Here is a 14,360-nt window from a genome sequence, read left to right as displayed (position 1 = left end):
AGGCGCTCGAGCGCCTCACCGGAGCGGTCGGTGCCCACATCCTCGCCTCTCTCGCGCCGCGGAACGAAACCGGCCGCCGCCAGTCTTCGTCCCGGCCCCGCCGGCCGCAAGCAGCCGATCGCGCGATTCGACGAGGAGCCGCCGTCTCGCCGTCGGAGTAGGGTGATCGTGCCGGGGTACCGGCCGACAGGGCCTACGCCCCTGGTGGGAGGTGCCGGGCATGTCGGACGATCGGCGGGAGCCGCGATCGCTGCCGGGCGGTGAGTCCCTGGAGGACCTCAACGCCCAGGTACGGCAGTTGACTCTCGGGCAGCGCCGGCTGCGCCGATTGCTGGACGCGGTGGCGGCCATCAGCGCCGACATGGACATGCGGGCCGTGTTGCAGCACATCGTGGACACCGGCGTCGACCTTGTCGCCGCGCGCTACGGCGCTCTAGGCGTGCTCGGTGAGGACGGGGAGTTCGTCGATCTGATCACCGTCGGTGTCGATGCGGAACGGCTTCTGGCCGAGTCCGGACTGCCGCAGCGCCATGGGCTGCTGGGCAGCCTGATCACGGACCGCAGGCCGCTGCGCGTCGACGACGTGGCCGCCGACCCACGCTCGGTGGGGTTCCCGGCCGGCCACCCGCCGATGACCACGCTGGTCGGGGTGCCCCTGACCGTGCGCGGCACCGTCTACGGCAACCTGTACCTCGCCGACAAGCACGACGGAACGCCGTTCGGTGACGACGACGAGGCCATGCTGACCGCACTGGCCAGCGCGGCGGGCGTCAGCATCGAGAACGCCCGCCTGTACGAGCGCCTCAAGATGGCCGCCGAGCAGTTCCAGCGCCGGATGCTGCCCGTGCTGCCCGACCTGGCCCCGTTGCGGGTGGAGGCCCGCTACCAGCCGGCGTCCGAGCTGCCCAGGCTCGGCGGCGACTGGTACGACGCCATGGTCCTGCCCGACGGCGCGGTCCTCGTCGTCGTGGGGGACGTCACCGGCCACGACGTGGAGGCGGCGCCGGTGATGGCGCAGCTGCGCAACATGCTGCGGGCCCTGGCGTTCGACCGGTGCGGGCCGCCCAGCCTGATCGTGGACAAGCTCGACCACGCGCTGACCATGTACGCCGACCCGGTGGCGGCCACGCTGGTGGCGGCTCGCATCGAGCACGAGCCGGGCGCGGGCTTCACCATGCGCTGGACCAACGCCGGACATCCGCCGCCCCTGCTGGTGACGGCCGACGGCGACGCGCGCTGCCTGGCGCCCGAGCAGCACGGCATCCCAGTCGGCGTGGATCCGGGTCTGTTCCGCCCCGACCACACCCACGCGCTGCCTCCGCAGAGCACGCTGCTGCTGTTCACCGACGGCCTGGTCGAGCGGCGCGGTGAGGACATCGACGCCGGGCTTCTGGAGCTGGCCGACCGTGCCGCCGCCCTGGCCACGGCCCCGCTGGACACGATGTGCGACCGGCTGATGACCCGGCAGGACACCTACGACGACGTGGCCCTGCTGGCCGTGCGGGTGCCGGACGCATCGAACGCGGCGAACTCGGCAAGCACGGCAGACACCGCGAACACGGCGGGCACCCCGGCGTAGCTCCCCGCACGTCCGCCGTACGCGTCGCTGCGGGCCGCAGCGGGCGGCGCGCCCAGGCCCTGGACGACGTTCCGTGGATCAGCCGCTCCTGCCGTCGGTCAGCCACTCGGCCAGGACGGCGGCCTGGCTGTGGTCCACGTCCTTCGTGGCGGTCAGCAGCGTGAGCCGGTCGTGGGCGGCGAGGTCGCGCAGATGGCCGGCCGCGTCCCGGTGACCGGCGTCGCGCAGCTCGGCGAGGTAGCGGCGGCGGAACTCGTCGAACCGGCTCGGCTCGTGGCCGTACCAGCGGCGCAGTTCGGTGGACGGGGCGACGTCGCGCAGCCACTCGTCCAGGTGGGCGTCCTCCTTGCGCATCCCGCGCGGCCACACCCGGTCGACGAGCACGCGCTTGCCGTCCTGCGGGGAGGTGTCCTCGTAGACGCGGCGGTAGGTGATGGGCTTGGCCATGGCGTTGCCTCCGTATCGGCGAAGAGTCACGAACGGCCGTCGGGGCCGCGGTCCCCGGGCTCCGGTTCGTCGTGGCCGACGGTGTCCGCGTGCGGGGGCGGGTCGAAGTGGACGGTGATCTTCTCGAAGCCCTTGAAGGACTCCGTCGTGGCGTAGGACCGGTAGGCCCTCTGGTCGCCCGCGCTGAGGTGGACGCGATCGGTGAACGGGCTCAGCAGGCTCCTGGGCCACAGCCGCATCCACCGTACCGCGGTGATCTCCGCCGCGAACACGTACACCAGCGCGCCCAGATAGATCCAGGCCAGCAGGCCCAGCACGATGCCGAACAGGCCGTACGTGGCCGTCGTGCCCTTCAGCACATGACCGACGTAGTAGGTGCCGCCCCACAGCAGCCCCTGCCAGGCGCACGCGGCTCCCAGCGCCGGACCGTACATCACGCGCAACGGCAGCCGGCGCCGGGTGAGCAGGCGGTAGGTACCGATGAGCAGGGCCGCGTACAGCCCGACGCCGAGGAGCTCGGCGGCGATCCGCACACCGACCTGAAGCCGGGCGCCGAACAGGCCCGTCGCCCACTCCGTGACCGTGGACACGGCCGTGATCACGCACAGGCCCAGTGCGAGCAGCGTCAGGAACTTCAGCCCCTTGACGCGCGAGCGGAACGGGTCGGGGCGGGCGTGCCGGGGAACCGCGAAGATCTTGTTCAGTGCCTGCTGGGCGGCCTGGGCGACGTTCAGCGCTCCGTAGAGACTGCCGATCACACCCACTACGACGGCGATGGTGCTGCCGTGGAAGGAGTGGATGTTCTGGCCGATCTGGTCCCCGATCACCGGGAACTCGCTCAGCGCCGAGTTCAGGACCGCTTGCTGCAGATGGGGACTGCCGCTGAGGACGGAGCTGAGCACGGCGACGAGGAAGAGCAGCAGCGGGAAGAGCGAGAGGAAGCCGTAGTACGTCAGCAGCGCGGCCAGGTACGCGGCCTGGTCGTCGTAGAACTTGTAGATCACGGCCAGCGGCAGACCCGCCCAGCGATGCCGCCGCTGGTAGGCATCGAACCGGGCCAGCACTTCCATGCGCTCTCCCACACGTCTGCCATGGGCCCGCTCACGCGGGGCGACACCCGTTCCAGGTGCCCTGGCCAGGAGGTTTCATGCGACGGGCCGGGACACGGGCCCGACGGCCGCGGTGATTGCGGGCGGCCTGTGCGGTTACTCCCCACCCATGCACACCGACGACGACAAGCCGCTCGCCCTGGTGACGGGTGCCTCGAGCGGCATCGGATACGAACTTGCCGAGCAGTTCGCACGGCACGGCTTCGACCTGCTGGTCAACGCCGAGGATGACCGCCTCGACCATGCGGTGCGGCGGTTGCGGGAGAGGGGCGCCGACGTACGGGCGGTACGCGCCGACCTGCGGGACCCGGCGGGCGTGGACCACCTGGTCGCCGCCACGACCGGCCTTCAGGTGGACGTGGCGGCGCTGAACGCGGGGGTGGGGCAGGGCGGTTCCTTCCTGGACACCGACCTGGCCGACGATCTCTCCGTGATCGACCTGAACGTGACCTCGACGGTCCGCCTCGCCAAGCCGCTGCTCAGGGCCATGGTGGAACGGGGCGAGGGCAGCCTGGTGTTCACCTCCTCCATCGCCGCCACGATGCCGGGGTCCTTCCAGTCGGTCTACAACGCGTCGAAGTCCTTCGTCCAGTCCTTCGCCCAGGCCCTGCAGGAGGAGGTGAAAGACACCGGCGTGACGGTCACCGCCTTCATGCCCGGGCCGACCGACACGGACTTCTTCCGGCGGGCCGACATGGGTGACACGAAGATCGGCAGCGGTGACAAGGACGACCCGGCGCAGGTCGCCGAGCAGGCCTACGAGGCCGTGATGAAGGGCCGGAAGAAGGTGGTCACCGGATCGCTGAAGACCCGGCTGCAGGGCGCCGCGAACAGGGTGCTCCCCGACAGCGCCAAGGCCGCCGCCCACCGCAGGATGGCCGAGCCGGGCACGGGCGGGGACGACGACAGCGGGCGGCAGTAGGGCTCTGCCCGCCCCTCAGCTGCCCGGGACCATGCCGGGTGCGCGGTCCGAGGCCGGCCAGACGTACGGCAGATCGTCCGGCACGTCCGGGAACAGGGCCGCGTAAGTGGCGGGGTCCTTGCGGACCAGCGCCGACCGGTGGCTCAGGTGCATTGCCTCGTCACCGAGCCACGGCGGCAGCTCGCCTGCCCGCGCCAGCTCCGGCTGGTCCCGCACGGGACGGCCGGGGCGATGCGCCGCGAGCTCGGCGACGAGCGTGGCCGCGCAGCTGTCCTGGTGGCCGAGGTCCCGCCAGACGCGACAGACGTCCAGTCCGTACCGCACCAGGGCTTCCTCGTATCCGGCCCACATGCGCACGGCCGGATGGTGGCGCCACCCGTAGCCGGGAACCGTCAGGCCGCGCAGCACCTGCAGCACCTCCACCCGCTGCTTCCCCAGCCTGCGGCGGTCGAGCACCAGCGCGGACTCCGTGAAGCCGGGGTACGGCAGGAAGGTCTGCATGACGCCGTCCGGTGTCGGAGGTGAGCGAAAAGGTCTCCGGGGCAGTCTCCCGGTCCTCCGGGCGCCGTGCCTCCCTCGTTGCGCTGGACGGCGCAACGCACTCGGCTCAAGGGGGGCGGCGCGCGTGAGCGGTGTGCCGGTGGTGGAAGACATGGCGCACACGCGAACCCGAGGAGGCCGAATGCCCGATGCCGTGGCCGAGGACGGCGTGCTGTGTGCTGCGCCCGTCGACGACGGTGCCCTGCCCGCCGGCCGGGGCGTGCAGGGCTTCGAGCAGCTCAGCGCGGTGGCCGACGCGGTCCTCTACGAGGGCTACCTGCTCTATCCGTACCGCCGTTCGTCGCCCAAGAACCGTGTCCGGTGGCAGTTCGGGGTGCTGCTGCCCCGGGACTGGGTTGAGCGTGACGGCCCGGCCGCGGCCGGTGTGTCCGGCTCCGCCGACTCCTGGTACCAGCAGACCGAGTGCCTGCTGCGGGTCCGGGGGCCGGACGCCGTGCTGCGCGTGCGGGTGCGCTACCTGCAGACGCAGCACAAGCAGGTCGAGGCGGCACTGGGCGACGGCGGGCATCGCCCTGTCGAGTCGCTGCGGACGGACGACGGCACTGCTCATCTGACCTTCGACGAGGCGGTACCGCAGGAGACCGACCTCACCGTCGCCCTGGACGACCTGCTGCGGCGGGAACTCACCGTCCCGGTGGGCGCGGCGGCCGGCGCGGAGAGCGGGCCGCTGCCCGCGGGTGCCGGACGTGTGGTGCGGCGGCGCGAGGAGATCCGGGCGAGCACCACGCTCGTGGCCGAACGGCTCGCTCCCGGCCTGGTCCGGCTCCGGGTGCGCACCGAGAACACGGGCCTGGCCCCGGACCCGGATGTCTCCCGTGACGAGGCGCTGCGCCAGGCGCTCATCGCCACCCATTCCCTGATCGGCGGCCTCGGGGTGGAGTTCGTGTCGCTGATCGACCCGCCTGCGGATCTGGCGGAGCACGTGGCCGAGTGCCGCAACGAGTTCACGTTCCCGGTGCTCGGCGGGCAGGCGCCCGCCGACGGCGCCGGGGGCACCGGGCCGGTCCTGCTCTCCTCGCCGATCATCCTGCCCGACCGTCCGCAGGTGGCGCCGGAGAGCCCGGGCGATCTGCACGACGCCGCGGAGATCGACGAGATCCTGACGCTGCGCACGATGCTCCTGACCGACGAGGAGAAGGCCGAGGCACGCGCGACCGATCCGCGGGCCGCCGCGATCCTCGACCGGGTGGACACCATGCCCCCGGAGGTATTCGGCCGGCTGCACGGCGCCATCCGCTCCCTGGCCCCGGCGCGGCAGGACCCGTCCGGCGGGGCACCGCCCGCCTGGTGGCAGGAGGGCGGTGACGAGGACCTCTCCCCCGCGACGGACACAGTGCTCGTCGACGGTGTACGCGTGGGCTGCGGCAGCCGGGTCCGGCTTCGTCCGCGGGGCCGGGGCGCCGACGCCCAGGACATGTTCCTGGCCGGGCGTACCGCCCGGGTCGCCGCCGTCCGCCACGACGTGGACGGCGGTGTGCACCTCGCCGTCACCGTGGACGACGATCCGGCCGCCGAGCTCCACACCTGGTACGGCCGCTTCCACTACTTCCGTCCCGACGAACTCGAACCGTTGTGCGACGAACCGACCCCCGCACCCTGATCCAACCGCACCCCCACACCACCCCACCGACCACGGACAGCAAAGGGCAGCAACGCAGATGACCGCCACCGACGCCCGCTCCACGCCACGCAAGCCCGCACAGATCGTGGACATGTCCTGGGACCCGATCACCCGGATCATCGGGAACCTGGGCATCTACACGAAGATCGACTTCGCCAACCAGGAAGTGCTCGAGTGCCGCTCCACCTCGTCCCTCTTCCGCGGCTACTCAGTGTTCATGAGGGGCAAGGACCCCAGGGACGCCGGGTTCATCACCTCCCGGATCTGCGGGATCTGCGGAGACAACCACACCACCTGCTCCAACTACGCCCAGCAGATGGCCTACGGCGTCAAACCCCCGCCCCTCGCCGAACACATCACCAACCTCGGCGAAGCCGCCGAATACATGTTCGATCACACGATCTTCCAGGACAACCTGGTCTTCGTCGACTTCTGCGAAGCCATGGTGAAGGCCACCAACCCGACCCTCCTGGCCCGGGCGGAGCGCACCGAGGCACCGCGCGGACACATTCACGGCTACCGGACGATCGCCGACATCATGCGCGCCTTCAACCCCTTCGAGGGCGAGGTGTACAAGCAGGCGCTGAAGGTGTCACGCGTGACGCGGGAGATGTTCTGCCTGATGGAGGGCCGCCACGTGCACCCCTCCACGCTGTATCCCGGCGGCGTCGGCACCATGCCCCAGCCCACCACCTTCACCGACTACCTCTCCCGCCTGCTCAGGGTGCTGGACTTCATCAAGCAGGCAGTGGCGATGAACGACGACGTCTTCGACTTCTTCTACCAGGCCATGCCGGGATACGAGGAGGTCGGCCGGCGCCGGATCCTGCTGGGCTGCTGGGGCGCCTTCCAGAACTCCGACTCCTGCGACTACCGCTACGAGACGATGAACGACTGGGGCAAGGACATGTTCGTCACCCCCGGCATCATCGTCGACGGCGAACTGGTCACCAACAACCTGGTCGACATCAACCTCGGCCTGCGCATCCTGCTCGGCTCCTCCTACTACCAGGACTGGGTGAACGAGCAGCCGTTCGTCACCCACGACCCGCTGGGCAACCCGGTGGACATCCGCCACCCCTGGAACCAGACCACCGTGCCCGCCCCGCAGAAACGTGACTTCGACGGCAACTACAGCTGGGTGATGAGCCCGCGCTGGTACGACCGGCGAACCGGTGACCACCTCGCCCTGGACACCGGCGGCGGTCCCCTGGCCCGGCTGTGGTCCACCGCGCTGAGCGGGCGAGTCGACACCCCTTACGTCAAGGCCACCGGTCGCAGCGTCCGCATCACCCTGCCCAAGAGCGAGAAGCTGCCCGAGACCACTCTGGAGTGGCACATCCCGAAGTGGTCCAACACCATCGAACGCGACCGGGCGCGCCCCTACTTCGTCGCCTACGCCGCCGCCATGGCCTTCCAGTTCGTCGAGCGCGCGATGCAGCTCGTCCGCGGTGGCGACACCAAGATCTTCGAGAACTTCGAGGTCCCCGACGAGGCGATCGGCTGCGGCTTCCACGAGGCCGTCCGCGGCGTCCTCTCCCACCACCTGGTCATCAGGGACAAGAAGATCGCCAACTACCACCCGTACCCGCCCACTCCGTGGAACGCCAGCCCCCGCGACATCTACGGCACCCCCGGCCCGTACGAGGACGCCGTCCAGGGGCAGCCGATCTTCGAGGAGAACGGCCCGGACGACTTCAAGGGAGTCGACATCATGCGCACCGTCCGCAGTTTCGACCCGTGTCTGCCCTGCGGCGTCCACATGTACATCGGCAACGGCAGAACCCTCACCACCAGCCACACCCCCACCTACGGAGCCGGCCATGGCTGATGCCGGGCACCGCTCCCCCACCGGCCGCCTCGGGGACCCGGACGTCGAGGCCCGGCTCGCCCGGATCGACGAGCTGCTCGCGGGACTCGACTGCGCGCCCGGTCCGACCGTGCGCCTCGCGGTGGAGGCCGTACGGCTGCTGACGGAGGTCTACGGCGAGGCGCTGGCCCGGGTGCTGGAGCGCGCGGACGAGGAACTGGCCCGGCGACTGGCCGAGGACGAGTTGCTGGGGCACCTGCTGGTGATGCACGCGATCCATCCGGAGTCCGCCGAGCGCCGGGCCGCCCGCGCGGTCGAACGGCTGCGGCCCGCCGTGCGCGAACGCGGCGGCGACGTGGAGTGGGCCGGCCTGGACGGATCGGTGGCCCGCGTGCGCCTGAGCACCGGCGGCGGCTGCGGTTCCGGGTGCGGCGGCGGAGCCGGCGACGTCGGCGAGGCGGTTCGTGAGGCGGTGCGTCAGGCGGTGCTCGCCGCCGCTCCCGAGCTGACGGCGGTGGAGTCCGTTCCGGACGCCGCCGACCGGCGGGCGGCACCGGCGTTCGTACCGCTGGACGCCTTGGCGCGACGGCCCTCGGATCCGTCCGGGACACGGGAGGCCGTGTGAGCCCGGAAGGGGCGCTGGCCCGCCTGATCCGGTCCTCGGCCGACCGTCCGGCCGAGGCCGAGGCGTGCGAGCTGTGCGCCGCCCCGGTGCCCGAGGAGCACGCCCACCTCTACGACACCGTGGAGGCGGAACTGCGGTGCGCCTGCGGACCGTGTTCGGTGCTGTTCGCCGGGGACGGTGCGGGCGGCGGGCACTTCCGGCTCGTGCCACGGCGCCGGGTCCGCCTGCGCCGTGTCGACACGCAGACCCTCGGGGTGCCGGTCGGCCTGGTCTTCTTCGTGCCGCACACCGACGGCACGATCACCGCCCAGGGGCCGAGCCCGGCGGGGGCCATGCGGTGGGAGGTGGACGCCGCCGCCTGGCGGCAGGCTGGCGAGCGGTGCCCCGAACTCGCCACCGTGGAACCGGAGGTGGAGGCGCTGCTGGTGAATACCGTCCGCGGCCAGGACCACCACTGGATCGTGCCCCTCGACGACTGCTTCCGGATGGTCGCCGTCGTGCGCCGGGAGTGGCGGGGGCTGTCGGGCGGTGGCCGGGTGTGGCCGGCCGTGGAGGAGTTCTTCGCCGGGCTCACCGAGCGACGCTGAGCAACGGGGAGTGGCCGTGCACGAGTTGTCGATCGCGACCGCGATCGTGGAGCGGGCCGAGGAGTGGGCGCGGGCCGACGGGACGGACGCCGTCTCGTCGGTGACCGTGCGGGTCGGTGAGCTGTCCGGCGTGGTGCCCGACGCGCTGGACTTCGCCTTCGAGGTGGCCCGGGAGGGCACCGCCCTGGCCGGGGCACGGCTCGTCGTCGAGCAGGTGACGGCACGGGCGTACTGCGACCCGTGCGCGGCGGAGTTCGCGGTGGGCATGCCCCCGTTCTTCTGGTGCCCGCGCTGCGACCGTCCGTCGCAGGAGCTGCGCAGCGGACGGGAGTTGGAGATCACCGGCATCGAGCCGACGGGCGCGCACTGATCGCCCCCGCACGCCGGCCGCCCCCGGGAGGAGGCGATCCCGCCGGTGCCCGACACACCGGCGGGGTCGTCTCCTCCCGGGGGCGGCGCGCGCCCGGGTCGACAGCTGCCCCGGTCAGCAGATGCGCGGCAGTTGCTCGCCGAGCGGCAGGTCGACGACCCGGGTGCCGCCCAGGCCGGTGGAGACGACGACCATGCCGGGGTGTTCGGAGACGCACTCGCCGATGAGCGCGGCCCCGCCGCCCTGCGGGTGGGCGTGCATCGCCTCCAGGACCGCCTCGGCCTCCGCCTGCGGCACGAAGGCCACCAGCCGCCCCTCGTTGGCGACGTACAGCGGGTCCAGGCCGAGGAATCCGCAGGCGTTGACGACCGCCTCCGGGACGGGAATGGCGCGCTCCTGGAGCCGGACGCCGGTGCCTGATGCGCGGGCGATCTCGTTGAGGGAGGCGGCGAGCCCGCCCCGGGTGGGGTCGCGCAGCACGTGGACGTCCGAGGTGACGGCCAGCATGGCGGCCACCAGGTCCGCCAGGGGAGCGGTGTCGCTGGCGACCTCGACGCCGAACTCCAGGCCCTCGCGGACGCTCATGATGGCGACGCCGTGCAGTCCGATCGGTCCGCTGACGATGACGGCGTCGCCCGGCCGGGCCCGCTGGGGGCGGATGTCCACCCCTTCGGGAACGAGTCCGACACCGGCGGTGGTGACGTACACGCCGTCGCCGTGCCCGGCCTCCACGACCTTGGTGTCGCCGGTGGCCACGGTGACGCCGGCCGCCTCCGCCGCCGCGCCCATGGCACGGGCGATGCGGTCGACGACGGCCAGCTCGACGCCTTCTTCGAGAACGAAGGCCGCGGAGAGGTAGGCGGGGCGGGCGCCGCTCATCGCCAGGTCGTTGACCGTGCCGTTGACCGCCAGGTCGCCGAGGCTGCCGCCGGGGAAGAACAGGGGCCGCACGACGTAGGAGTCGGTGGAGAACGCCAGCCTCGCGCCGCCGAGGTGGAGGACGGCGCTGTCGCCCATGCCGGCGAGAACGGGGTTGCCGTAGGCCGGGGCGAACACGTCGTGGATCAGTTCGGCGGACAGGGCGCCGCCTCCGCCGTGGCCCATGACCACGACCGGCTGGTCGCGCAGCGGCGCGGGGCAGGTCCAGTTCGCCGGGTCTACGGGGGCGGTCTCGGTCGCCTCGGAAGCCAGTTCAGCCAACGGGGTTCATCTCCTCCTGCGGGATACGGGAGCCCTGTGCCGGAGTGCCGTTCATCCGCCGGTACAGGTAGTACGCCGCGCAGGCGCCCTCGCTGGAGACCATGGTGGCGCCGAGCGGGGTGCGCGGGGTGCAGGCGGTGCCGAACGCGGCGCACTCGGTGGGTTTGATCAGCCCCTGCAGGACCTCACCGGCCCGGCACACGGCGGGTTCCTCCGTGCGGATGCCGGTGACGTCGAAGCGGTGCTCGGCATCGTAGGCGCGGTAGGCGTCCGACAGCCGCCAGCCGCTGGCGGGGATGCGCCCGATGCCGCGCCAGTTCCGGTCGGCGACCTCGAAGACCTCCTCGAGCATGCGCAGGGCCGCCGGGTTGCCCTGTTCGCGCACCGCGCGCGGGTAGGCGTTGTCCACCCGGTGCTCGCCGCGCTCCAGCTGGTGGACGGCGCGGCGGATGCCCTCGAGGATGTCCAGCGGTTCGAAGCCGGTGACCACGATCGGAACGCGGTGCCGCTCGGCCAGCTCCGGGTACTCGGCGGTGCCCATCACACTGCACACGTGCCCGGCGGCCAGGAAGCCCTGCACCCGGCAGGTGGGGGCGGTCATGATGGCCTCGACGGCCGGTGGGACCCGGACATGGGAGACCAGGAGGCTGAAGTTGTCCAGGCCCAGACGGCGCGCCTGGTGGACGGCCATGGCGTTGGCGGGCGCCGTCGTCTCGAAGCCGATGGCGAAGAACACCACCTGTCGGTCGGGGTGTTCCCGGGCGAGCCGCAGGGCGTCGAGCGGCGAGTACACCACCCGCACGTCACCGCCCTCGCCCTTGACCCGGAACAGGTCGCGGTCCGTGCCCGGCACACGCAGCATGTCGCCGAACGAGCAGAAGATCACTCCGGGGCGCGCGGCGATCTCCAGCGCCTTGTCGATGACCTCCAGCGGGGTCACACACACCGGGCAGCCTGGCCCGTGAATCAACTCCAGCTTTTCCGGTAGCAGTTGATCGATCCCGTGCCGGATGATGGAGTGGGTCTGGCCGCCGCAGACCTCCATCAGCGCCCACGGCTGGGTGACCGTCGCACGGATCTCGTCCAGCAGCCGCCGGGCCAGCTCGGGGTCGTTGAACTCGTCGATGTACTTCACCGGGCCTCACTCCCGCTCTGTTCACTCGCCACGGCCGCGGGGGCGTAGGGGGCCTCGCGCCCGGCCTGCTCGGCCGCCTGCTGCCAGGCGTCGCCGAACTCCTCCTCCAGCAGCCCCAGTTGCTCGAAAAGCTCAAGGGACGCCCGGGCCGACTCCTCGTCCAGCCGTTGCAGGGCGAAGCCGACGTGGACGATCACGTACTCCCCCACCCGCAGGTCGGGCAGGTACTCCAGACACGCCTGTTTCCGTACCCCGCCGAAGTCGATCAGGCCGGTGAGCGGGTCGGCACGGTGGTCGATGGACACGACCTTGCCGGGCACTGCCAAGCACATGGGTCACTCCGTCTCGTCGCTGTCAGGGGTCCGTCGTCGCCGGTGTGCCGCGACCACGAGCTGCCCGAGGGCCAGACCGCCGTCGTTCGGCGGGACCTCGCCGTGGCGCAGTACCGCGAAGCCGTCCGCGGCCAGCAGCGCGGCGCACTCCTCCTCCAGCAGGCCGTTGGCGAAGACGCCACCGCTGAGGACGACTGCGCCCAGGCCCGTGGCCCCGCGGGCGCGGCGGCAGATCTCCGCGACGGCCCGGGCCACGCCCCGGTGGAAGCGTGCCGCGAGGACGGGTGCCGGGGTACCGCGCCGCTGGTCGGTGAGGAGCGCCCGCAGCATGGGCGCGGGGTCGCAACGCAGGGGGCCGTTCGCGGTGGTCAGCCCGAAGGGGTACGCCGCCGTGTCCGCGTCCCGGGCCTCGGTGGCCGCCGCTTCCAGTTCGAGCGCGGCCTGTGCCTCGTAGTGCGCGCGATGGCAGATGCCGACGAGGGACGACACGGCGTCGAAGAGCCGGCCCATGCTGGAGGTCGGCACGCAGGCCAGACCCCGCTCCAACTGCCGTCGCAGCACGGTCCGTTCCTCGGCCGGGCAGGCGGTGACGCTGGGCAGGCCGGGGTCCCACGGCAGCCCCGCGGCCCACAGCCGGGCCAGCGCCAGGCGGCACGGGTTGGCCACCCCGGCGTCGCCGCCGGGCAGCGGGGCGGGGGTCAGGTGGGCGAAGCGGCGGTGGCCGACGTAGTCGGCGAGCAGGATCTCGCCGCCCCAGACGGTGCCGTCGTCGCCGTAACCCGTCCCGTCGAAGGCGACGCCGATCACCCGTGTGGTGCCGTCGAGACCGTGCTCGGCCATCGCCGAGGCGATGTGCGCGTGGTGGTGCTGGACGAACACCGGCTCCGGGTTCGGCAGTCGGGCAGCCCGCCGGCGTGCCCAGCGGGCGGAGTGGTAGCCGGGGTGCCGGTCGGCGGCGACCAGTTCGGGGCTGACCCCGGTGAGGGTCCGCAGGTGCCTCTCGGCCCGCCGGGCGGCCTCCAGGGTGGCCAGGTCGCCCATGTCGCCGATGTGCGGGCCGAACCAGGCCTGGTCGCCCTCGCCCACGCAGGGCACGTTCTTCAGGTCGCCGCCCACCGCGAGCGCCGGGCGCACCGGGACGGGCAGGCGCAGCGGCCGGGGCACGTAGCCGCGGGAGCGGCGCAGCACCTGCTCGGTGCCGTCGGGGCGCACCCGCAGCAGGGAGTCGTCGCACGGGGAGGCGACGGGTCGGTCGTGGGCGAGCCAGGCGTCGGCCAGCCCGGCCAGCCGGGTCAGCGCCTCGTCGTCGTCCGTGACGATGGGCTCGCCGGAGCGGTTGCCGCTGGTCATCACGAGGACGCGGGGGGCCGGGGGGTCGCCTGGCAGCCCGAACAGCAGGGTGTGCACGGGGGTGTAGGGCAGCATGACGCCGATGTGCGGGCTGCCGGGACACACCTCGTCGGCCGGCCGGGGGCCGCTGCCCGGGGTGCGCCGGCGCAGCAGGACGATGGGCCGCCGGGCGCCGGTGAGCGCGGCCCGTTCACGCTCGCCCACTACGGCGATGCGCTCCGCGGTGGCCAGGTCCGCGCACATCACCGCGAAGGCCTTGCCGCCCCTGTCCTTGCGGGCGCGCAGCGTGGCGACGGCACGGGGGTCGGTGGCGTCGCAGGCCAGGTGGTAGCCGCCGACGCCCTTGACGGCGACGATCCGCCCGGCGGCGAGCAGCGACCGGGCCGCCGCCAGTGCTTCGGCGTCCCGGGCCGGGCGCAGGCCGCTGCCCTCGGCGGGCAGCAGGCGCAGCCGGGGGCCGCAGTCGGGGCAGGCGACGGGCTGTGCGTGGAAACGCCGGTCGGCGGGGTCGGTGTACTCGCGCGCGCAGGCCGGGCACATCGGGAAGGCGCCCATGGTCGTGGCCGCACGGTCGTAGGGCATCGCGGTGGCGATGGTGAAGCGGGGGCCGCAGTGGGTGCAGGTGATGAAAGGGTGCCGGTGGCGCCGGTCGGCGGGGTCGGCCAGCTCCCGCCCGACACCGCGACCTGTGCCGACTGCCTGCGGGAGCTGG

General features: G+C 72.5%; 14 protein-coding genes. 7 read left to right on the top strand and 7 right to left on the bottom strand.

All coding sequences use genetic code 11. The features are described from left to right. The first annotated feature begins 220 nt into the window (after window positions 1-220). Window positions 221-1,579, top strand: a complete 1,359-nt coding sequence (locus tag BZY54_RS33495; protein ID WP_086729088.1) for a PP2C family protein-serine/threonine phosphatase — start codon at window positions 221-223, stop codon at window positions 1,577-1,579. Between the two features lie 78 nt (window positions 1,580-1,657). On the opposite strand, the gene BZY54_RS33490 is transcribed toward BZY54_RS33495, so the two are convergent. Continuing rightward, a complete protein-coding gene (locus BZY54_RS33490) occupies window positions 1,658-2,026 on the bottom strand; it encodes a DUF488 domain-containing protein (protein WP_086729087.1) in 369 nt (122 codons plus the stop codon). Window positions 2,027-2,052: 26 nt separating this feature from the next. After that, a complete protein-coding gene (locus BZY54_RS33485) occupies window positions 2,053-3,096 on the bottom strand; it encodes a YihY/virulence factor BrkB family protein (protein WP_086729086.1) in 1,044 nt (347 codons plus the stop codon). A gap of 148 nt (window positions 3,097-3,244) precedes the next feature. Between BZY54_RS33485 and BZY54_RS33480 the strand changes: the two genes are divergently transcribed. Beyond that, window positions 3,245-4,057, top strand: coding sequence for an SDR family NAD(P)-dependent oxidoreductase (locus BZY54_RS33480; RefSeq protein ID WP_086729085.1), 813 nt, complete (start codon window positions 3,245-3,247; stop codon window positions 4,055-4,057). A gap of 15 nt (window positions 4,058-4,072) precedes the next feature. On the opposite strand, the gene BZY54_RS33475 is transcribed toward BZY54_RS33480, so the two are convergent. Beyond that, window positions 4,073-4,558: an MSMEG_6728 family protein gene (locus BZY54_RS33475; RefSeq protein ID WP_086729084.1), complete on the bottom strand. Its 486-nt coding sequence runs from the start codon at window positions 4,556-4,558 to the stop codon at window positions 4,073-4,075. 181 nt (window positions 4,559-4,739) lie between these two features. Between BZY54_RS33475 and BZY54_RS33470 the strand changes: the two genes are divergently transcribed. From BZY54_RS33470 to hypA, 5 genes are read left to right on the top strand one after another with little or no spacing between them, the layout of a single operon-like run. Further along, on the top strand, window positions 4,740-6,218 hold the full coding sequence (locus tag BZY54_RS33470) for a hypothetical protein (protein ID WP_244217466.1): 1,479 nt from the start codon (window positions 4,740-4,742) through the stop codon (window positions 6,216-6,218). A gap of 58 nt (window positions 6,219-6,276) precedes the next feature. Next, a complete protein-coding gene (locus BZY54_RS33465; protein ID WP_086729083.1) occupies window positions 6,277-8,070 on the top strand; it encodes a nickel-dependent hydrogenase large subunit in 1,794 nt (597 codons plus the stop codon). Next, window positions 8,063-8,674 (top strand): NifU family protein, encoded by a 612-nt coding sequence (locus tag BZY54_RS33460; protein ID WP_086729082.1) that lies wholly within the window; start codon window positions 8,063-8,065, stop codon window positions 8,672-8,674. Before BZY54_RS33465 ends, BZY54_RS33460 begins: the two co-directional genes overlap by 8 nt. Then, window positions 8,671-9,261, top strand: a complete 591-nt coding sequence (locus tag BZY54_RS33455; protein ID WP_086729081.1) for a DUF5947 family protein — start codon at window positions 8,671-8,673, stop codon at window positions 9,259-9,261. Before BZY54_RS33460 ends, BZY54_RS33455 begins: the two co-directional genes overlap by 4 nt. 16 nt (window positions 9,262-9,277) lie before the next feature. Next, window positions 9,278-9,631, top strand: coding sequence for a hydrogenase maturation nickel metallochaperone HypA (hypA, locus tag BZY54_RS33450; RefSeq protein WP_086729089.1), 354 nt, complete (start codon window positions 9,278-9,280; stop codon window positions 9,629-9,631). Between the two features lie 114 nt (window positions 9,632-9,745). On the opposite strand, the gene hypE is transcribed toward hypA, so the two are convergent. The 4 genes from hypE to hypF all read right to left on the bottom strand — a co-directional run. After that, on the bottom strand, window positions 9,746-10,831 hold the full coding sequence (hypE, locus tag BZY54_RS33445) for a hydrogenase expression/formation protein HypE (protein ID WP_086729080.1): 1,086 nt from the start codon (window positions 10,829-10,831) through the stop codon (window positions 9,746-9,748). Beyond that, a complete protein-coding gene (hypD, locus tag BZY54_RS33440) occupies window positions 10,824-11,966 on the bottom strand; it encodes a hydrogenase formation protein HypD (RefSeq protein ID WP_086729079.1) in 1,143 nt (380 codons plus the stop codon). The genes hypE and hypD overlap by 8 nt, the downstream gene beginning before the upstream one ends. Further along, window positions 11,963-12,298, bottom strand: coding sequence for a HypC/HybG/HupF family hydrogenase formation chaperone (locus tag BZY54_RS33435; RefSeq protein WP_086729078.1), 336 nt, complete (start codon window positions 12,296-12,298; stop codon window positions 11,963-11,965). The genes hypD and BZY54_RS33435 overlap by 4 nt, the downstream gene beginning before the upstream one ends. 3 nt (window positions 12,299-12,301) lie before the next feature. Then, on the bottom strand, window positions 12,302-14,360 hold a 2,059-nt coding region (hypF, locus tag BZY54_RS33430; RefSeq protein ID WP_107419888.1), incomplete at its 5' end, for a carbamoyltransferase HypF.

This window comes from Streptomyces carpinensis (assembly GCF_002154505.1).
GTDB classification, from domain to species: domain Bacteria; phylum Actinomycetota; class Actinomycetes; order Streptomycetales; family Streptomycetaceae; genus Streptomyces; species Streptomyces carpinensis.
Note: the sequence above shows the minus strand (reverse complement) of the source record. Positions and strands in the feature narration are given on the sequence as shown.

What these genes read in the sequence shown, in the direction of transcription:
- BZY54_RS33485 (WP_086729086.1), bottom strand. Translation starts at nt 3,096, where the DNA reads ATGGAAGTGCTGGCCCGGTTCGATGCCTACCAGCGGCGGCATCGCTGG.
- BZY54_RS33465 (WP_086729083.1), top strand. Translation starts at nt 6,277, where the DNA reads ATGACCGCCACCGACGCCCGCTCCACGCCACGCAAGCCCGCACAGATC.
- BZY54_RS33495 (WP_086729088.1), top strand. Translation starts at nt 221, where the DNA reads ATGTCGGACGATCGGCGGGAGCCGCGATCGCTGCCGGGCGGTGAGTCC.
- BZY54_RS33475 (WP_086729084.1), bottom strand. Translation starts at nt 4,558, where the DNA reads ATGCAGACCTTCCTGCCGTACCCCGGCTTCACGGAGTCCGCGCTGGTG.
- BZY54_RS33470 (WP_244217466.1), top strand. Translation starts at nt 4,740, where the DNA reads ATGCCCGATGCCGTGGCCGAGGACGGCGTGCTGTGTGCTGCGCCCGTC.
- BZY54_RS33435 (WP_086729078.1), bottom strand. Translation starts at nt 12,298, where the DNA reads ATGTGCTTGGCAGTGCCCGGCAAGGTCGTGTCCATCGACCACCGTGCC.
- BZY54_RS33460 (WP_086729082.1), top strand. Translation starts at nt 8,063, where the DNA reads ATGGCTGATGCCGGGCACCGCTCCCCCACCGGCCGCCTCGGGGACCCG.
- BZY54_RS33480 (WP_086729085.1), top strand. Translation starts at nt 3,245, where the DNA reads ATGCACACCGACGACGACAAGCCGCTCGCCCTGGTGACGGGTGCCTCG.
- BZY54_RS33490 (WP_086729087.1), bottom strand. Translation starts at nt 2,026, where the DNA reads ATGGCCAAGCCCATCACCTACCGCCGCGTCTACGAGGACACCTCCCCG.